Here is an 18,885-nt window from a genome sequence, read left to right as displayed (position 1 = left end):
ACCCGACCTTACCGAAAATTCACCGATGACCACCGCGCCTTTGATGACGTCCTACGGCGCCTCATGAAGGGCGCGGACGCCACCAAAAGCGCTACCAGAAGTTACACCTCTCCCTGGGACATGACCGTGGTGCCACTATAAAACCCTTTGCGCAGTAATATTGCTCATTCGATTATCTTTTGGTTTCGCCACGCGTTCAAAACAGCGGCAACGTTCAAGTCGCTAGGTTCGTCACTCCACAGCCTTACAAACGACGCATCATTGCTGTTTGGCGTTGGGTTGGGTCGATCGACCTTAATCCGCGTCGGCATCATCATTGAATCTCCAATCAAGATCGCTTCACCACGCCTCAAAGATGAAAACATTGAAGTAATCCCACGTACGGAGTCTGGCAGCAGATTGCGCACGTAGGCTTGATCGTCGGGGTTGGATATCCTGAGACACAAGAAGCTACCGCATTGCGACAAAATGGTGGAGGACATTTCACGTGGCCGCTGGCTTATAACTGTTAGGCTAATCCCGTACTTCCGGCCTTCCTTCGCAATCCTTTCTGCGGATTCTCGAGGCGCTTGATCAGCGCTGGCATCACTCAGATAGATATGAGCTTCGTCAGCGAAGATCGCGATTGGGTAGCGCTCGCCGTTCACTCGGCTATGCCAATAGGAAAAATCGAAAAGGCATCTAAGAGTTAAGGAAATCAACGCCCCTCGAACGTCAAAGGGGACTGGGCTGAGGTCAAGAACGACGACTTTCTTTCGGTTTGAAGTTTCCTCTCCCAGTATTCTTCGGAATAAATCGTCCATGGACCCGCTAGTAGTGTAGGTCCTCGGCTTGAAGATCAGATCGTAGCGTCGGTCGTTTAGACGCGATTCCAAACGCATCAACAACCTCGTGAACTGTCCGTGCAATGGACCTTTAATCGGCTTCCCTGAAGAACCCGTCACCGTCTGAGTATCTAGTTTCCGAAAATTCCCAATTATCTCATCAAGATCGAAGTAAACCGGGGTGTCGATAGTGATCTTCTCCAACCCTAGCGCGGCATTCTCTGGATGACTTTCTTTGGCTGCTTGAAGAAGCTCCTTGAACTTTGCGTTTTGGTTAGGAGCGCTCGATTCAGCTCTATCAATCATAAGCCCCAAAAGTTCTTCGGCGTTCATCAGCCAATATGGCATTTCAATGTCAGTTGCTGAGATGACTTCTGCGTCGTCGCCAAAGGCCTGAGAATACTCACCGTGTAGATCCAACAGCAAAACTGTAGATTGCGGAAAAGCCGCAATTTTTTGCAGGATAGATGCAACCGTCCAAGACTTGCCGCCCCCCGTTTGCCCTAGTATGGCGGCATGGCGTCCTAAAAACGCATCCAGGTTCATCTTGGCTTCTTGGTCGGGAAGTAGCGATAGCTGTCCTAAGGAAAAATCGCCCTCAGCGAAGCTCGTATAGACTTGGTTGATCGTCTTGGGAAGAACCGCGAAAACTGGTGCGTTAACGGTTGGCAGGATATTCGTGCCGCGTTCGAAACTTCCATCCGCACCTAATGTCCCGACCGGGATCGTCACTAATTGCCGCGTGACTTGTTCAATCAACAATTCTCCGTCTAAGGCGGCAGCTTTTACTTCCGATGCACTGAACGATGCTTCGCGCATGCGTGTCTCTGTCACTAAGCATAGCAGGCTACCGTTAGGCAAAGACAGTTCAACAAACGAACCAGGTTGGCCAATTAAAATGTTCTCTGGACCGTCAGGTGTCGCTACATCAACAGCCATTTCTTGAGGTACGCCAATGTGATTTCCGCCATCAAACTCCGAAAGTGAGACTATGATTTGATCGCCCTTGACCTCAATTACTTTTCCAATTTGGTGCTTCATGACCTGATCCTTCAGAATAGCTTAACGAATTCGCCAAATTTCCATGTGTCATAGGACGCCTCAGCCTCGCGTCCGCCATTTACTGTTTTGTCTTTGCAGAAGTGCCAAACGTTCGGCCGCGTGCGCGAGGCGCTAAGCGTCGCCGGCTCATCGTGGCAAAAGTTAAAAAAAGATATCGCGCCAGAGTCGATTTTTGGAATGACTAGGGTTTCGTTGATGTGGCTATCACCAAAGCTAAAACCCGAAGAAACTAGGTGTTTGCACTTATCTCCCAGAATTGAGCTGGACAGGCGAAAGAGGCGATCATACGGACTAGAAAGCGTCTCGAGCACCTTTGTTCGTCGTGGAAGTACCATGCATCGAGTCTCTGCCTCGTTGATCGCACTAGGCGCTGCTTCGAAAATTCGTTCGTCCTTGCGAAACCAAGAAACAGACCCGTGAAGTTTGACTAGGCGAACCGTCAGACCATCCTCTTGCGAAAAGCGATTCCCAGTGACCGTTCCGGAAACCAATGAAAACTCTTGCTCGGAAAAGCAGCGGGTCGTTGCTCCAATGAACCCGTTCACCATCTTCAACCCGACTTCGGCGCAAGCATCCTCGAATAGGAGGTCGTAGTTGGTAGTAAACACCCAGATGTCTGTAGCACGATCGAAAGCCCGGGCCTTTATCCGCTCAAAGAACTCTACCTGATTTGATATGTCAGGGTTTTTCACATCCAATATTGCATCACGAACGAGCTCACGAATTCTTTCTTTCAGCACCCTAAACCGCTCAAGTTGGCTGTTTGTATGGTGTTCAATGACCATATCTGAGATTTCTTCAATATTTGGGTTGCCTGCGGCATCGTCGTAGGACTTGCCTAATGCGCCAAGCACTTCATCCAACGAAGCACGTTCGCCGGATTGCAATGCACTGACAACGTCTTTGGTCAATCCGGCGACTAACGGGTATCCAGATTCAAATGAAGTTCCGGCTCCAAAGAGGAAGCCCAAGTTATCTATGCTCGTTCGTGCCCTGGGGACAAATTCTTCAATAGGCAAGGTTCACCCTAAAATTTAAATCGCGAGAATCAGCAACACTCACGGTAGCGGCCTTGTTTCGACATTGCGAGATACCACCTGAACATGCTTTGTTGCCGTTCGTGGGTTGGACGAATGTCTGCCATCGATTTGCCTTAAGGCGGCATTGCTTCGGCAGCGGACGACAGCTCTCGCCCAGACCTGCATGTTCCGGCCCGCCTAACTGGTCACCAGGCTAGATGACCGCTTTGGGCTGGCAGGAGACATTGGTCCAGTTTCTGACAGCGGCAGCATTGTCCCGCTAAGCCGACATCGAACGGGCCAAAATGCTGCACAACTGATCCAATGACCGCTTCGGGGAAACTGAGGCGCTGCGACGCGTGGTTGGATCAATGTCCGGATTGGGCCGTTCTTGCCGAACCAGCAACTGCTGCAGCTGCGAAGACTTCCGCCCCTCACGTGGTCAGTTTGGGCTCGGAGGAGACATTCTCCGCGTCTCAGCACAAAATTGGGGAGCAGATGGCTGCTAAGCGGGACGTAGCGGCCGTCCAGTATTCTCTACTGCATCGACAAAAACGGGAATTTGGGATATCGCCGCACTATGAGGAGTTATATCGTAGACACAGCCGGGACAGTTTTATTCTTCACTGCGATCGCAGCTCTTAGCGAACTTCTTATCGCTGGTATGGACCCCATACAGGTTTTGACCGCGCGGATGATTATGATACCGGTCATGATGATTACGGCGCGGCCCTTTGGACTTTGGCGGGATTGGTTTTTTCTGAAGTTTCGACCGCTACGTAGGATGTCCAATGTCTTCTGTGACATCATCGCTTTCACCACATTTCAAGTGCCAGTCTATATGGCGACCCTTGTGGTGGCAGGCGCGTCCATTTCTGAGATCGGCGCGGCCGTCAGTTCATCTATCGTATTTATGATCCTCCTTAGCCGACCTTTTGGAATTTATCTCGATACCCTGAGAAACCTGGCTGGAACTTCCGTAAAGTAGGGCTCGGACTCGACCTTCGCTGCGGTTTCGGTCATGGGCAGCAATGCGGACCTTCCTGCCGTTCGCTGCTGTTGCTCGCTCAGTGCTGCGACTGCGAAGGCCGCCGGAAAGAAGGGCGGAGAGCTGTCGTTGATCTCAACCGCGAAAAGATCGCTTTACAGAGGAAGGAGCGGCCATTCACAGCCGTTTGATCATGTAATATAATCTGGGGTCTGCATTAAGTTTAGCTGAGCGCAGAAAGCGAACTTTGCGACTTCTTGTTCATTTTCCAACGCTGGGCATTGATGAAGGGAGCTGCGGACTCTGGTTCTGAACCGCAGGCTCAGTCGGCGTCCTTCAGATCACTCATTGCATCGCGGATTATCATCCACGAGGAATGAAGGAACAGACCAGCGATGGCGAATGCAACAATCAGATCAGGCCAAGCACTCCCAAGCCATGCTACCATGCCGGCGGCGATCACCACAGCGAGATTGCCGATTGCGTCGTTGCGAGAGAACAGCCAGACGGCCCGCATGTTGGCGTCGCCTTTGCGATGTTTCAGGAGCGGCAGCACTGCAAGGATATTCACGACCAACGCGCCGAATGCGAAGGCTCCCATCAATCCAGCGTCTGGTGTTGCCTGGTTGAGAACGCGCCAGATCGTGCTGCCAACCACCCCAAGCCCCAAGAGCCCAAGAAACACGCCTTGGACCATCGCCGAACGCGCACGCCAAGTCAGGCTCCATCCGATGGCCAGAAGACCCAAGAAGGTAATTGCGCCATCCCCCAAGAAATCGAGTGCGTCGGCTTTCAGCGCCTGCGACCCCGACAGAAATCCACCGAACATCTCGAGCACGCCGTAGCCGAGATTGAGCAGAACCACGATCCAAAGAGCATGGCGATAGCTTGGGTCCTTGTATGCCGGGTCGGTTGATGTGTCGCCATCCTCGATCTTCTCGAAGCCATATCCAGTAGCATCCAAGGCCGGTTGCACCTTGGGCAGGTCGCCCTCCGCAATCCGCAGGGTAATGACGTGGGTGGCGGTAGATACCTTTACATCGCCCTCGGCCACCCCCGCAGATCGAGCCGCACGTTCAATCTCGGCCGCATCCTTGGCGCAGTCCATGCCCTGCACACGCATCTTGATCAGCGAAGATGCTGTGGGCAACGTGTTGTTATCAGTCTGACACATGTGCGATCCTACTGGGAATGGCGAACTATACGGTCGCCGCCGACGTATCAGTGGATAATGATGTGACTGAGCAAGAACTTCAAGACGATCTTTCGGCATCAGATACTCTGGCGCTGAGGGCAAAGCTCTTCCGGGGCCTTGGTGATCCAAGTCGTCTGGCGATCCTGGATGCGCTGTTGTCAGACGAACGCAACGTGCAGGAAATCGTCGCTAATACAGGGTTGGGGCAACCCAATGTTTCAAATCATTTACGCTGTCTGCTCGAGTGTGGGCTGGTCAGCCGCCGCAGCGAAGGTCGGTTCGCTCGGTATCGTCTCGCGGACAGCCGAGTTGTCGACCTCATCCGGGATGCCGATGCGCTACTGGCTTTAACTGCCTTTCGTGTTGATGCTTGCCGAAGCTATTGAGGCTAACCATTTCGTTTTAGCGGCGACATCATTGGCAGACCCGTTAACGGAACAGACAGAGTGCTGTGCCGATGCAAGTCACTTGGTGCCCAAGCTGGCCGCAATGCTCGCGTTCGCGAGACAGCACTATTCGCCCCTCTGGGAACAGCCCTTCCCAGACTTACTCCATCCACGAGAGGATGTGTTGCGGCTATCTTAGACCGAAAACGCACATGTCTCTAATAGAAATATCATTGCCGCTATGGCCAGACTTGAGTTTGTTCTGAAGTCAGATGATGTAGCGATCCCAAGTCCCGTAGTGTTCCGAACTTCGCTTGCCGCGCGGCAAGCTCAGTGCAAGTAGAGCGAGGCCTGAAGAGACCCCAACGAGACTGCCCGCCAAAGTGCCCCCGCCAAGCAGCCAAGGTGCCAGGATGAGCCACAAACCAAAACCTATATTGAGGAACCGCAGCGGCCGTGCGACCTCAGCACAGGCTATGACAGCCGTGGTAAGCACCAAGGCACCGACAAGGTGATCGCTCCCCGCCAATGGCATCTCATTGTCAAAGATACCACGGGACAGCATGAGGAATGCTCCAATGGCGGCGCTCACTCCCAACGTCCAAGGCACCGTAACACCGCGCGCGGCCTGCCGAGCAATCTCGCTTGGCCGCTCATCAAGAGACATGCCACCGCCCTTTGTTGAACCCGGCAATGCGTCTCCCCGGAAAAATGCCCGCCAAAAGGGGCGACCACGACGGGTGTTCCAGATCATGAATTGCACCATGGCCACAATCTCATCCAGCGAAAACGGGATCATGATCAGCATCGCAGCTGCGGCAAGCAGGCAGATCGTGCAATAGGTCCCGATGGCGATTGGCTGGATGATGATGAAGTAAATGCTGATCACTCCCAGCGGCCCAACCACAATCCCGAAGAGCGCCACCATCCATGGCATCGTGCGCCACCGCATCCGGCTGCCCATTACACCCATCAAGATTTCAAACATATAGCTCATCGCGCCCAACCCGCCGTCGGCGATTGGCCAGGCTTTGGAAACATCGGAAGTGACAATGTATTCGCTGCCGTTCAGGTTCGATGGCGACGAAAAGAACGGCTCCCAGATCCCGTCGATATGACCGAGCTGATAAGCCGAAAGGATGCGAGAAAGTAGAAAGCCGACCATCCCGAGCGCAATGATTGGAAGACGCTGCACATAGGTCGACGGGCAATAGGTCCAACCCGGAGGGATGTCCCCGTCATCCATCATACCTTCTCGCGACATGCCGGGCATCATTGGTATCAGAATGGTTAATGCGACTACCAGTGCGCCAATCAGCGTATCATTGGCATAAACTGCCGGATCTGGGGTCCAGAACACCAGTGGCGCGGCGAGCAACCATACGCCGAGCGCCGCATTTGCCCATTGCGCCCAACCGTTGCCGGGCTTCATGGAGATGAAGGCAAGCGCTGTGATTGCCAATCCCGTGAACACGTTGTTCCACGCCGTGAGCCAGCTGCGCATCGAGGCCGCCCAAAGCCCGCGATCTTCAGTAACGCGCTGCACCGCTGCGCTGAATTCAATTTGGTCAAAAGTGCCGAAGACTGACGGTGCAGTGGCAAGCCAAAGCCCCAATGCTGCAACCAACCAATGCACCCAGAGCATCTGAAAATGCATCATCCGCATATTCTTGTCGTGCTCCCGCACCGCGCTTTCCCGATCAGCGGCAGTCTCGTTCTTCACTTCAGAGGCATTATCTTCGGCCGCCTGCTCGACTTTCGACGCTGACGCACGCGCGGCGTTCAGTCCGTTTTTCTCATACCACCGATAAGGGTCGTCCTTCAGCCCTCGCAGCATCTCAGGCATGTCTTCGCGCAGGCAGTGTTTTGGGGTCCAGTCCAGATGTTCTTTGGCCTGCGATAGATCAAGTTCGTAGTGATCGCTTGAAATATCCACCATCCACGCGCGAATGAAGGCATCCTCGCCGAATATACGGTTTTCTGCCCATGCCCCGAGTTTGGCCGCTTTGGGCGGAATGTTCCAGGTCACCCAATCCTCGCCGTGCAGTTCACGTCCGATTAAACGTTGCAAGTCGCCGAAGGGGATGGGTTCCGCCTCGCCCAGCAGAACCGGGAAGACATCGGGCAAGTTTTCACGGCGGTCGACGATACGTTCGATGGCGTCAAGCAAATCGTCGAGATGTAAAAACGCCTGTCCGCGGGACAGATCACCGGGATACACCTTTCCGCTCAGGCGTTTCTCATAAATGCGTGCAATCTGGTGGGCAAGGAAGGTCGAATGCCCCTCATTGTCGTAAATCCCGGCCGGCCGGAGGAGAACAAGCTTCTCACTTCCCTTTTCCTCATGCAGCATCGCTTCGGTTCGAATTTTCGAGGCGCGGTAGGGCAGTTTGGGGTCCAACGGCGCACCTTCATCTATCGGCACGCCGGGCGTGGTCGGCGCATGGGCCAGCATCGTGGAGGTGAATACGAACTGTTCAAGGTCGAAGTCTTGAAGCCCTTTGAGAAGGCGCTTGCTCCCCTCGACAGTCACCGCGTCATAAGCAGGGTGATCCTCCCCGCTTAAATCAAAGAAAGCTGCCAGATGAATGCACGCGGCGATGCGATCGTCATAGGCCAGTCGCAATCTGGCCAAAGCTTTATCGACGCTGGCCTGGTCAGTAATATCAAAGCAAATACACTCGGCCTGATGCGGGGGATGAGGCGGTGAATGGCGGTCCAGTCCAACGACACGGTATTTTTCGTGCAATCGTTTGACGACCGCCGCCCCGAGGTAACCGCTTGAACCGGTGACGACGATGACTGGCTTGCCGGACTCCTTCATTGCCAGTCTCCTGCTTTACTTGCGCAGATACTTAACCAGCGCTGCGATCACCAAAATGAGGATCACGATGATCAAAAGCCAGCCGATCCCCATCCCAAACATCATCCCGCCGCCCATCATATCACCGTCCATCATCTTACTTCCCTATCTATGCTGGTCAAAACTAACCCTATAAGAGGACAATCACTTTCCAGCCCTGGAGGGTTCCAAATAAAATTCAGCCGATCTGTCCCAGCATCGGGAAGGTTTCCAGGAGCCACCAAGAGAAAGCGCTCAGCTGTCCGGTCATCATAGTGAGACCCATAACGATCATAATCCCCCCCGCCACCTGATGGAGCCGTCGCCCGACAGAGCCGATGGCACGCAGACGGGCCGCAACCTGATCCGTAAAGGCCGCAACGATGAGGAATGGCACTCCAAGGCCAGCGGAGTAGACACTCAACAATCCGATCCCTTCAGATACTGTGGCGCTGGCAGCACTTGCTGTCAGGATCGCACCCAGGATCGGTCCGATACACGGGGTCCATCCAAAGCCGAAAGCAAGGCCCAGAACGTAGGATGCCACCGGCTGCCCGCCGGGAAGGTCAATGTCGAAACGCATGTCACGTTCCATGGCCTGAATGCGCGCGGCCCCGAGCATGAACAGCCCAAAAAGGATTACGATTGCGCCGCCAATCAGGTTTAACTCGAACCGCCAACGCAGGAGCACTTGCCCCAGAGCTGTTGCCGAAGCCCCGAGCCCTATGAAAATCGTCGAAAACCCCAATACGAAGCAGAAGCTTAACCAAACCGCTTGTTTGCGGCTGCGATGCGCCCCAGTAACCCCAGTTCGTCCCGCGATATAGGAGACATAGCCCGGCACCAAAGGTAAGACGCAAGGTGACACAAAGGAGATTATCCCGGCGAGCAAAGCCGCTATGAGCCCGAGAGAGGAGACATCAAGCATCAGACACGCCCACCTTGCGGGAGGAATGCCTAACCGCGCCGAAGTAGGCCGCGAGGGGAACGAAGATCCATTGCAACATGGGGGTTAGCCCGGCGTCGATGATCGGAATGACCGGCATGATCTCGCGGTAGGCCCATGCTTCGCGCACTTCGATATTTAGCCATTCGCTGAAAACCGTGTAGCCAAGCCCCATCACCATCATTGCGCCTAAAACAGGATATACCCGCCTTTGCGGCCAAGAGCCGGTGCCAAAGAAGAACAGGGCAAGCAATAGGCTGCTCATGGCGATCAGTAGATCGCCTCCGGTGCAATGCACGGCAGCAAAGATAATCTCACCCCACGTTCCCTCAACCCAGATGGTATAAAGTGGAATATGTGCGGCCTCCCAAATAAGATGCCCCAGGAAGGTGATTACGGCAAAACGCCGAAGTGCGGAAAGCCAATGGGGTCCCGTGATCGTGCTGTAAGATTTCATAAGAACCATCCAGTCATTCGTTGCCAGTAGCTGGGTTCAACATGAGGATGGGCGTTGGTCAGGCCATTGATATAGAGCAAGAGGTTAAGCGGCTTAAAACCAGCGCCGTGGAAAATTCCGACCTGCTGGCCATTGCGGTTCAGCAGATGCACTTGAGGGGTTTGGTCTTTCCGTTCACTCACACCAGCAAGAGCGACGCTTGCATTGGCAAGACTTTCGGGGTTTGGCGTCCGCGCGGATATCCAGTTCTGCGCAGTGGGATCGCGTTGCGGCTCCTCGCTCAGGGCAACAAAGACCACCATATCACGCATCGCGCTGGAGTTGAGCGCAGTGAGCGTTTCGGTGAGCGTGGCTTGCTGTTGTGCCTCGCAAGGATCGCCACAACCTTCGGGCACAAAGCTCAAAACCACGATCTTTCCCCTCAAAGCAGTGAGGGAGGTGCTTTCATGCGCCGCTCCTATCCAGGCGAGGTTTGGTGCGTCGCCGGGCAATATCGGTTCGAAGGCGGCTTCCTTGGCAGCCATCACCTGATTGAGGTTCTCACCCGGATGATCGGCAAAAACCGGTGCGGCCAAAAATAGGCTGGCAACCAGTAAGAGGGCGCTGCGCCATGTTGTGGGGGTGCGTTTTTGGCTCATCGGGTCCGCTTCTCTTTCGCGATACGCATGGAGATTTGTTCGGCCATCTCCTCAGCTGGTTGGGCGCTCTCAAGAAAAACAGCGTCAAACTCGCCCTTGCGGTTCATCAGGTAAATATGGCCGGCGTGGGCCATCATGTATCCGTGGGGCGCCGTTTCTGCGGGAATTTTCTCGTTGTAAACCTTGAAGGCCTCGGTCGCCTCGGCGATTTGGTCCTCGCTTCCGGTCAACCCGATCAGATTCGGGTGAAAGTTCGCGACATACTCCTTCAGAACCGCAGGCGTATCGCGCTCTGGATCGACCGTCACGAAGAGCGGAGCAATCTCATCAGCTTCAGGGCCCAGCAGTTCCAGCACGTTGCCCATATATGCCAAGGTGGTTGGACAGATATCTGGGCAGTGGGTGAAGCCAAAGAACACAAGCTGCCAGCGGCCAGCGTAGGCCTTTGGGCTGACGACCTGACCGTTGTGGTCAAGCAACGAGAATTCTGAACGGATGTCAGCCTCGCCGCGATAGACCGCTTGGCCGGCAGGAACGTGGTCCGGGCGCAGGAGGACAAGGCCCGCAACAAGAACGGCGGTGGCGATAGCACTCGTCCACAGGGCAATGCTTAGCCGACGACGGGCCGGCATAATCTTAGTCATGATATTTCTTTCAACAGAATGATCCGCCCGCCAATTAGACGGGCGGACCGAGGTTCAGCCCTTTTGATCTTCGCCATGCGCAGAATTCATGTGGTCGGTCATGGACTGCATCATCTCTGTGCAGGCTTCCATCATTGGCCCCATATCGGACATCATTTTCATCATGGGCATCATGTCTTCCATACCCTTCATGCCTTCCATGTTTTTCATGCCGGACATCTCGCCGTTCATGCTGTGACCTTCGGCCATCGGCATATCGCCCGCTTCTGGTTTTGCATCTTGTGCCTGAGCGATGGGAGCGGCCAACATCATGCCGGTCAGGGCAGCAGCGGTGTTTTTCATTTTGTAAGTCATGTCAGTTCCTTCTTGGGTTGAGAATTAGTCTGTCGTGGTGTCCGGCTTGGTTGTCGGATCGTTTTTGGCGCAGCCGGCAGAGCCGCCGCGCATGCAAAGCCCCAGAGCGCACATAGCGGCACAGGGGGCGAGGCTAAGGATCAAAGGCGCCGCACCAACAGCAGTCAGCCAGTCCCAGTTGAGCGCAGCGCTGCCACCGATAGCGGCAAAGCCAGTCAGCATGAGGGTCTGTCGCCGCGAAGGCACGGGGATCGCACTTGCTGACCTGTCGTTGTTTGAAATTTGGGTCACTGTTGGGTTCATCCTTTAGAAATGACGTGCTTGATTTGAGAGATTACCGCTGGGCTGTCCCAATCGGCCGGTCCCACTTTGCGGGCGACTTCGCGGCCTTCGGCGCTAACAAGAAGTGTCGTCGGCAAGCCGACAACGCCAAGAGCCATCATCGCCCTCAATTGATCCGAGGCGTAGAGAGCGAGATGCTGAATGCCGATGTCGGAATAGAATGCGCGGACGGTGTCGAAACCACCCCTGTCGATCGACAAGGCGAGCACATGAAACTCTGGCCCGCCAAGCTTTGCCTGTAGTCTGTCGAGGGTTGGCATCTCATCACGACAAGGGGCGCACCATGTCGCCCAGATGTTGAGCAACACCGTGCGTCCCCGGAAATCTGACAAAGTCAGGTTCCGGCCCCTCCCGTCGGTGATCGGCGGCGAGAGCATTGGTAAGGGCGTGTTGTGCTCGGCCATGACAGGACGCGCCGCAGCCGGCGTGGCCCCGAGCGCCAGTGCGCCGCCAAGAAAACCGCGCCGTTTCATGCCCCCTGCTCCTGTTGCAAACGCCGCACCACTGGAAGAATATCGTTTTCCAGAGAGTGCCGGTTGAAGGGGCCAACATGTTTGTAAGCAATGCGCCCTTCTGAATCGATCACAAAGGTTTCCGGCACTCCGTAAACGCCCCAGTCAATCGCGGCCCGGCCAGAGCTATCCGCACCGATCCGGTCATAGGGATCGCCGAGTTCTGCGAGAAACCTGCGTGCAGCGGCTGGCTTGTCCTTTAGATTGATGCCGTGGATTGACACGCTGCCGGTCTGGGAAAGCTCCACCAGCAGCGGCATCTCGACCCGGCATGGCACGCACCAGGAGGCCCAGACATTTACGAGTGAAACTTCGCCGCGGAGATCTGATGTCGACAAGCCCTTCCCGCGTCCTTCGATTGGAGGCAAATTAAACTCTGGTATGTCCCGGCCGATCATGGTGCTGGGAAGGCTGTCTTCATTGTTAAACAGTCCCCATAGGAAAGCCGCCGCGATGGCGGCGAAGACCGCCGCAGGAAGCGCGGCGATCAGAAGGGACCATCGCCACTTGGGCGCAGCTTGATCCTGGTTGCTCATGATCCTTCCTCGTTCTTCGAGGTGATCTCGGCCTGATAATTGCGTTCACGCTCGGGCCATGTGCTCTTGATATAGCCAAGGATCGCTGTGATTTCCGCGTCACTCAGGATGCCGTCGAACACGGGCATGTCGCTTTCATAACCCGGCACGACCGAGGCCAGCCCGTTCTTGGTAATGTCGAAAAGCTGCTGATCGGCATGGTGCCATGTATGACCCGCTTCATTATGCGGCGGCGCGGGCATGCGACCATTTTCGAGCCGCCTGCGCCAGTCCGGTTGGCCCTCGAGGTCTGCGCCATGGCAGGAGGCACAGTTCTCCGCATAGAGGTCAGCGCCCTGATCGATCATCTCCGCATCCACAGGCACGCCAAGCACGGTGAGCGCCGGGGGGGCGTCTTCCTTCCCCCCGGCCCAGACAGCAACCGCCGCGGCGCCCGTGATGCCAAACACAGCGGCTACGATCAACGCTCTCATGCTGAGCGCCTCAGGTATTTGACCAGAGCCAACACGCCCAGCACCAGCGCAGCCAGGACCAAGATCATCAATGCGCCGCACCCCATCATCATTGCCATCGACATTGGGCCATTCATCATTTCCACCATTCCGCTCTCACTCATTTGAATACACGGCCACACCGTCCTCGCCGAAGGCATAGGTCTTGATGGTGCCACTCTTGCCCGCCATGCCGGGTGCGTTGCTGGGCATACCCGGCAGTGTAATGCCGGTGATCTCGGGGCGTTCAGACGTTAGGCGTTGAATGACCTCCACAGGGACGAGGCCACTGATGTAATAGCCATCGACCTCAGCGAGGTGGCAACCGAGCCCCTGTTCCGGCACGCCAACTTCGACAGAACGCTTATCGAAATCGCGGTCGTCAACGCGGGTGACATGATAACCGTTCTCTTCTGCATAATCGGCATAGGCGTCACAGCAGCCACAGGACGGATCGCGCCAAATGGTCATCTGGCGGTCAGCCGGAACGGTGATCGCAGCGGTATCCGTGTCAGGCGCTCTGTCGTTTTCGGCCATGCCGAAGGTGGCAAAACCAATGATGCTTGCGGCTGTGATTGCGGCAACTGTGCCGAGGGTGAATTTACTGTTCAATTTTTGCCTCCTTCAAAGATGTCGAGAGTGTCGAAAGTCAGGCCGCCATCGCAGCTGACAGAAAGATTGCCGTCGCGAACGACGGTCAGACGCTGAGGATCGGCAGGATCGACAGCCAGTGCGTCGATTTTCCCATCAGCAACCAGCGACCAATTCACACCTGCGTCTGCCGAAGCCCAAAGGCCGCTGTCGAGGCTCGCGTAGAGTTGCTCCGGTGCTTTGGGCGAGAGCGCGAGATGTTGGACAGGCTGCCCTACAGGCAGCGGTTTCGTGGGCGGCAGCGCTTCCCCCTCGACCAGAGCATCTATGGCATTACCCGCCGTCACATCCTGCCAGCGGCAAAAACAATCGGGCACGCGGGTTAGTCCTGCCTCAGTTCCGGCATATAGCCAGATGCCGCCCATGCCAGTCGGGTTGCCCACAGAAACGAGCGTGAGCACCTCCTGCTCGGCTCCGTTCAGATAGGGCCGGTCCATCACGAACTCCCAGCTTTCACCGGCGTCCTTGCTGCGCCAGAGTCCGTCACCCGACACAGCCGCATAGAGCATATCTGGTTCAAGGGCCGCATGAGTCAGAGCCGTGACACGGGCTGGAGGCAAACCTGCACCGGCGTTGGTCCACGTGCGCCCGCCGTCGCGGCTGCGCCTGAGGCCGGTTGGCTCGACCGCCGCAAAAAGAGTGCCCGAAGCCTCGGGGTGGCTGGCGAACGCGGTGACTGCCGGATCAAGTGGCAGTTCGCTTATTTGATTTGCGGTGGAGACGCGCCAGAGAGCATGCTCAGACGCGACGATCAATAAGTTGCCGTCGTATCCGAGGGCCCGGATCGAAGCCCCCTGAGTGGTTGCATATGACACATGAGGTAGGGTCAGCGCCGCACCCATGGCGGCGAGTCCGCTGGACAGCATGCGTCTACGCGAAATATCGCGCGATTGATAAAGTGACATGAAGGTCGTTCCCGAAAGTGACGGATAAGGTCGATCGCTTTGCCGCCGCTTGGCAGCAATCAACGCGAGACCGGGCCGTCACCCTTCGGTGCGGCCGGTCAACTCAGGGAGGTGGTTCGTGGTGGAAAAGGGTCAGACCCGGGATTAAGCCCGGCAAGGCTAAGATCCGCTGGCGCAGACATGAAGAAGCGCTGAACGCTCTCTATGGGGGACTGATGCATCTGCGAAAAGATAAAGACAGGAGCCGTGCAATCGATGTCGCAGACAACCTCGCTTTGCTCCCCCGGCAAACAAGCTGCGCAGGTTTCTCCCTCATCAATTGTCGAGGATGCGGTCATGCCGGACATCTCCATCGACATATTCGTCGCGGCCAGTTCATGTGCCAACACGCCCGTTAGCAGAACGAGCGATAGACAGAACGTGGCAAGGCGAAGCAGAATGCGCATGACGGTGATATAGGGACACGTTGTTAAAATGTCGATCCTTGGTCGAAAAAGGAAAGCGGAAGAATGGCGGAATGCGCTCATATGGGCGGGACGCTGCTCAAGGCGGCGCGCAGCCTTCGCGAGTTCGGCTGCCGCTCAATCTGTGCCGGTTCCTTCGCCTTTACTCTTTCGCCGATCCGCATGACCGAACAGTGATGCATTCTCATGCGCATTGCCGAGGGTTTCAAACTCAAGGCTTGAATGGGTGATGCCAAAGTCCTCTGCCAACATTCCTTTGAGGGTATCTTTTGCAGATTCAAGGTCCTCGAAACCGGTTCCTTCCAAAACCACGTGACAATCGAGTGCGACCTCATGTTCTTGCATCTGCCATAGGTGAACGTGATGCACATCGCGGACACCCTCCACGTTCGTCATCGCTTCAACCACCGCACCCGCATCCATGTCAGGCGGGCTGCCCAGCATCAGCATACGTATAGGGTCGCCGATCTCAGTTAGAGCGAGGTATAGGATATAAAGGGCGATGCCGATGGTGATGGCCGGATCAACCCACCGAAGATCGTAAAGGATGATCAGGGTGCCGCCGATGATCACCGCAACTGAAGCCAAAGCATCCGATAAATTGTGCAGGAACAGCGCTCTAATGTTCACGCTACCCTTTTGCATTGAGTAGGTCAGCAGCGCCGTAAGAGTGTCGACTACAAGCGCGACCCCTCCCAAAATCACGACAGTCCAACCCGCTACTTGCGGCGGGTCAATCATGCGCATCCCGCCTTCATAGATCAGGTAAAGCCCGACAAGGATAAGCGTGGTGTAGTTGATCAGGGCGGCAACGACTTCGATCCGGCCATAGCCGAAGGTCATGCGTTCATCTGCTGGACGCCGCGCGATTTTTCGGGCGACAAAGGCGATGACCAATGAGGCCATGTCAGAAAAGTTATGCAGCGCATCAGCAATAAGCGCCAGCGAACCGGCGAAAATCCCGCCGACGATCTGTGCCACCGTAAGCAACGCGTTCGCCCAAATCGCAATGGATACCCTGCGATCACCACTCTCGGGATCTATATGAGCGTGATCGTGAGCCATCGGCCGCGCCTCTTTCTGTTGGCCTGATTAGAACGCGATCCAACACCGCGTTCTAATCTTTTGGCAAAAAACGGACAGCCATAATCTGGATGAACCGTTGGGCTCATTGCGTTGTCAGCAGCAGCCCGATTTCTTTTTAGGTTGCGAAACTTCTTCCACCAACTCTGCGGTCTCCGTTCCACTGGCCTCCCGGGCGACGTCCGCTTGGGCGACGACGCCACAGCATTTACCGCTTTCGTCGGTGACCACGCTACGCCGAACCTGTTTTTCTTCCATCTTGTTGCAACAGCTCTCAACGTCGTCGTCAGCCGAGACTGTCAGAAGGTCGTTCGACATGACTTCTGAAACCGGCGTCTCGACCGTCTTGCCCTGCGCAACGGCACCACAGCAGATATCGCGGTCCGTCACGATGCCAACGGGCTCACCGGCGTCATTGAGCACCGGAATGGAGCCGACAGATTTTTCAGCCATAAGGGTTGCCGCTTCCTGAATCGAAGTGTCGGGGCCGCAGCAGGTGGGATTGCTTGTCATGATGTCCTGAACTTGCATGATCTTACTCCTTGCTTTGGTTGACACAGTGCAAACCAAAAGATTGGCGCTGAGGTTCCTGTCACCATACTTTGCAGCAAGTTTCAGCGCAGTGCCCTATGCAACGTCGTAATGCGAAAACACTTTTGTGCTGCCGTCCCTAAAGATTAGAAAGACCTCATAGGCTTCGCGTTCATCTTCTGGCCCCATACCTGGTGAGCCATAGGGCATACCCGGCACGGCAAGGCCGATGGCATCTGGACGCTCGGCCAGCAGTTTGCGGATGTCGGCGGGCGGAACGTGACCTTCGATCATATAGCCTTCAATCTCGCCGGTGTGACACGAGGCCATGTTCTGCGGGATGCCGCTGTCCAACTTGTGCCGGATCAACAGCGTCCCAAAGCTGCGTTCAGTGGTTACGGCAAAACCGTTTTTTTCCAAGATGTCGATCCAAGCCGAACAGCACCCGCAATTGGGATCTTTCATCACGTGGATGGTAGGCTTTTCTTCAGCCCAAACTGCGAATGGCGCAGCGACGAATGAGCTCGCGGAACAGGCCAGAAGGCGGCGGCGTGTGAGGGTCATGTGAAGTCCTTCCAAGGGATCAAACTCTGGTATCGTAGAGTGTGCAGTATGTATCGCGGCGGGTTGGTTCGACCAGTTCCTCAGCGCAGCACGGCCGAAAAGAGCGGGGGCAAGATTTCGAGTGTCACATCACTTTCGCGCCTGTATCACGGCTCTGCGGCAAACGGGAGAAAGCTCCGCTGAATGGATCATGAGAGCCGATCATGCTGGGCAACGCATCAGTGTCTGCTTTAGGTAAGCTGCGAAGCAGCATGTAGGTGTAGCGCGGACGGCAGGTAATGGGATGTACCGGCTGCTTCACCCAGCAGGTTAGGCTTTGCCTATTTCTGCACACAGGAGAAGTAGCATGGCGAAGGACTCAATTGATGAGCTGATGTCGATTGGCATCGATATTGGCAAAGACACATTCCACATCGTGGCATTCGACCCCGACGGGCAATTGGTGATGCGCAAGCAGATCAAACGATTGGCGCTTGTTGCGACGTTTGAGAAACTGCCCCGTTGCGTGGTCGGCATGGAGGCGTGCCTCAGCGCTCATTTTGTCAGCCGAACGCTCCGCAAGATGGGCTTCGAACCGCGGATCATTCCCGCGATCTACGTGAAGCCGTTCACCAAAGGACAGAAGAATGACTACAACGACGCGGAGGCGATAGCTGAAGCAGCATTGCGACCCAATCTGCCGGTTGTCCCCGAGAAGAGCCAAGAACAGCTCGACTTGCAGGCGCTACATCGCGTTCGGTCACGGCTCGTGTCGCGACGCACGGCGACGATCAACCAGATCCGCGCATTCCTGATCGAACAGGGCATTACGGTTCGCAAAGGTTTGCGGGCTCTGAAGAACTCATTCGAGACGATCCTGGAAGAGCGAAAGGATGAGATATCGCCGCGCATGCGGACCATCCTGATTGGGCTTTACGGTGATTGGCTCTGGCTTGATGATCGGATCGAAACCGTCTCCAAAGAGATTGAGTTGATCAGTCGAACCGAAGAGAACTGCGTAAATGTCATGACTATTCCCGGCATTGGCCCGATGATTTCGACGGCGATGGTTGCTGCCATTGGCACGGGGGAGGCGTTTGGCCGAGGCCGCGACTTCGCCGCTTGGGTTGGGCTTGTGCCTCGACAGTTCAGCACAGGCGGGCGAACGGTCCTTGGGCGCATCACCAAACGGGGCAGTCGATACTTGCGGATGCTCTTCGTTCAGGCCGCAAAAGTCATTCTGATGCGCACAAATAGATGGCCAGACTTCAGCTTTGGGGATTGGCTCGCCAAAGCGGCGGAACGGATGAATCGCAACAAACTGGCGGTCGCTCTGGCCAACAAGCGGTCATGTCCCAGGGAGAGGTGTAACTTCTGGTAGCGCTTTTGGTGGCGTCCGCGCCCTTCATGAGGCGCCGTAGGACGTCATCAAAGGCGCGGTGGTCATCGGTGAATTTTCGGTAAGGTCGGGT

General features: G+C 55.7%; 23 protein-coding genes. 3 read left to right on the top strand and 20 right to left on the bottom strand.

What is annotated here, in order from left to right:
* Positions 1 to 164 precede the first annotated feature (164 nt).
* Together J7392_RS23865 and J7392_RS23860 are read right to left on the bottom strand one after the other, a co-directional pair.
* The gene (locus J7392_RS23865) at positions 165 to 1,865 is read right to left on the bottom strand and encodes an ATP-binding protein (protein WP_209219819.1); all 1,701 of its coding nucleotides are present in this window, start codon (positions 1,863 to 1,865) and stop codon (positions 165 to 167) included.
* Positions 1,866 to 1,876: 11 nt separating this feature from the next.
* Entirely contained in the window at positions 1,877 to 2,905 is a 1,029-nt protein-coding gene (locus tag J7392_RS23860; protein ID WP_209219818.1) for an SIR2 family protein, read from the bottom strand.
* 580 nt (positions 2,906 to 3,485) lie between these two features.
* On the opposite strand from J7392_RS23860, the gene alaE reads away from it, so the two are divergent.
* Positions 3,486 to 3,893 (top strand): L-alanine exporter AlaE, encoded by a 408-nt coding sequence (alaE, locus tag J7392_RS23855; protein WP_067625235.1) that lies wholly within the window; start codon positions 3,486 to 3,488, stop codon positions 3,891 to 3,893.
* A gap of 322 nt (positions 3,894 to 4,215) precedes the next feature.
* On the opposite strand, the gene J7392_RS23850 is transcribed toward alaE, so the two are convergent.
* Positions 4,216 to 5,067, bottom strand: coding sequence for a cation diffusion facilitator family transporter (locus J7392_RS23850; protein WP_209219817.1), 852 nt, complete (start codon positions 5,065 to 5,067; stop codon positions 4,216 to 4,218).
* Between the two features lie 62 nt (positions 5,068 to 5,129).
* Here J7392_RS23850 and J7392_RS23845 point away from each other — a divergent pair, with 62 nt between their 5' ends.
* On the top strand, positions 5,130 to 5,474 hold the full coding sequence (locus J7392_RS23845) for a metalloregulator ArsR/SmtB family transcription factor (RefSeq protein WP_209219822.1): 345 nt from the start codon (positions 5,130 to 5,132) through the stop codon (positions 5,472 to 5,474).
* A gap of 268 nt (positions 5,475 to 5,742) precedes the next feature.
* Here the strand turns inward: J7392_RS23845 and J7392_RS23840 are convergent, their stop codons facing one another.
* From J7392_RS23840 to J7392_RS23765, 17 genes are all read right to left on the bottom strand, one after another.
* Complete coding sequence (locus J7392_RS23840; protein ID WP_209219816.1) at positions 5,743 to 8,298, bottom strand: NAD-dependent epimerase/dehydratase family protein; 2,556 nt, start codon at positions 8,296 to 8,298, stop codon at positions 5,743 to 5,745.
* 217 nt (positions 8,299 to 8,515) lie between these two features.
* A complete protein-coding gene (locus J7392_RS23835) occupies positions 8,516 to 9,244 on the bottom strand; it encodes a cytochrome c biogenesis protein CcdA (RefSeq protein WP_209219815.1) in 729 nt (242 codons plus the stop codon).
* The gene (locus tag J7392_RS23830) at positions 9,237 to 9,719 is read right to left on the bottom strand and encodes a hypothetical protein (RefSeq protein WP_247744755.1); all 483 of its coding nucleotides are present in this window, start codon (positions 9,717 to 9,719) and stop codon (positions 9,237 to 9,239) included. Before J7392_RS23830 ends, J7392_RS23835 begins: the two co-directional genes overlap by 8 nt.
* Positions 9,716 to 10,357, bottom strand: a complete 642-nt coding sequence (locus J7392_RS23825; protein WP_209219813.1) for a hypothetical protein — start codon at positions 10,355 to 10,357, stop codon at positions 9,716 to 9,718. Before J7392_RS23825 ends, J7392_RS23830 begins: the two co-directional genes overlap by 4 nt.
* Positions 10,354 to 11,001, bottom strand: a complete 648-nt coding sequence (locus J7392_RS23820) for an SCO family protein (RefSeq protein ID WP_209219812.1) — start codon at positions 10,999 to 11,001, stop codon at positions 10,354 to 10,356. The genes J7392_RS23825 and J7392_RS23820 overlap by 4 nt, the downstream gene beginning before the upstream one ends.
* Positions 11,002 to 11,055: 54 nt before the next feature.
* Positions 11,056 to 11,355: a hypothetical protein gene (locus tag J7392_RS23815; protein WP_209219811.1), complete on the bottom strand. Its 300-nt coding sequence runs from the start codon at positions 11,353 to 11,355 to the stop codon at positions 11,056 to 11,058.
* A gap of 24 nt (positions 11,356 to 11,379) precedes the next feature.
* On the bottom strand, positions 11,380 to 11,646 hold the full coding sequence (locus J7392_RS23810) for a hypothetical protein (protein WP_209219810.1): 267 nt from the start codon (positions 11,644 to 11,646) through the stop codon (positions 11,380 to 11,382).
* A gap of 8 nt (positions 11,647 to 11,654) precedes the next feature.
* A complete protein-coding gene (locus J7392_RS23805) occupies positions 11,655 to 12,170 on the bottom strand; it encodes a TlpA disulfide reductase family protein (RefSeq protein ID WP_209219809.1) in 516 nt (171 codons plus the stop codon).
* Complete coding sequence (locus tag J7392_RS23800) at positions 12,167 to 12,745, bottom strand: DsbE family thiol:disulfide interchange protein (protein ID WP_209219808.1); 579 nt, start codon at positions 12,743 to 12,745, stop codon at positions 12,167 to 12,169. Before J7392_RS23800 ends, J7392_RS23805 begins: the two co-directional genes overlap by 4 nt.
* Positions 12,742 to 13,218, bottom strand: a complete 477-nt coding sequence (locus J7392_RS23795; protein ID WP_209219807.1) for a cytochrome c — start codon at positions 13,216 to 13,218, stop codon at positions 12,742 to 12,744. The genes J7392_RS23800 and J7392_RS23795 overlap by 4 nt, the downstream gene beginning before the upstream one ends.
* Entirely contained in the window at positions 13,215 to 13,346 is a 132-nt protein-coding gene (locus J7392_RS24410) for a hypothetical protein (RefSeq protein ID WP_280634628.1), read from the bottom strand. The genes J7392_RS23795 and J7392_RS24410 overlap by 4 nt, the downstream gene beginning before the upstream one ends.
* Before the next feature lie 7 nt (positions 13,347 to 13,353).
* The gene (locus tag J7392_RS23790; protein WP_247744754.1) at positions 13,354 to 13,848 is read right to left on the bottom strand and encodes a DUF411 domain-containing protein; all 495 of its coding nucleotides are present in this window, start codon (positions 13,846 to 13,848) and stop codon (positions 13,354 to 13,356) included.
* Positions 13,845 to 14,792, bottom strand: a complete 948-nt coding sequence (locus tag J7392_RS23785) for an exo-alpha-sialidase (protein ID WP_247744753.1) — start codon at positions 14,790 to 14,792, stop codon at positions 13,845 to 13,847. Before J7392_RS23785 ends, J7392_RS23790 begins: the two co-directional genes overlap by 4 nt.
* Positions 14,793 to 14,890: 98 nt before the next feature.
* Positions 14,891 to 15,319 (bottom strand): hypothetical protein, encoded by a 429-nt coding sequence (locus tag J7392_RS23780; protein WP_209219806.1) that lies wholly within the window; start codon positions 15,317 to 15,319, stop codon positions 14,891 to 14,893.
* A gap of 54 nt (positions 15,320 to 15,373) precedes the next feature.
* Positions 15,374 to 16,321 (bottom strand): cation diffusion facilitator family transporter, encoded by a 948-nt coding sequence (locus tag J7392_RS23775; protein ID WP_209219805.1) that lies wholly within the window; start codon positions 16,319 to 16,321, stop codon positions 15,374 to 15,376.
* A 114-nt stretch (positions 16,322 to 16,435) separates the two neighbouring features.
* A complete protein-coding gene (locus tag J7392_RS23770; protein WP_209219804.1) occupies positions 16,436 to 16,870 on the bottom strand; it encodes a CBS domain-containing protein in 435 nt (144 codons plus the stop codon).
* Between the two features lie 96 nt (positions 16,871 to 16,966).
* Entirely contained in the window at positions 16,967 to 17,434 is a 468-nt protein-coding gene (locus J7392_RS23765) for a DUF411 domain-containing protein (RefSeq protein ID WP_209219803.1), read from the bottom strand.
* Positions 17,435 to 17,780: 346 nt separating this feature from the next.
* Between J7392_RS23765 and J7392_RS23760 the strand changes: the two genes are divergently transcribed.
* Positions 17,781 to 18,794: an IS110 family transposase gene (locus tag J7392_RS23760; RefSeq protein WP_209219802.1), complete on the top strand. Its 1,014-nt coding sequence runs from the start codon at positions 17,781 to 17,783 to the stop codon at positions 18,792 to 18,794.
* The last annotated feature ends 91 nt before the right edge of the window (positions 18,795 to 18,885 follow it).

Origin of the sequence: Sulfitobacter sp. R18_1, from assembly GCF_017743915.1 — a bacterium.
In the GTDB taxonomy this organism is placed as follows: Bacteria; Pseudomonadota; Alphaproteobacteria; order Rhodobacterales; family Rhodobacteraceae; genus Sulfitobacter; species Sulfitobacter faviae.
This window is presented reverse-complemented; position numbering and strand designations above follow the sequence as displayed.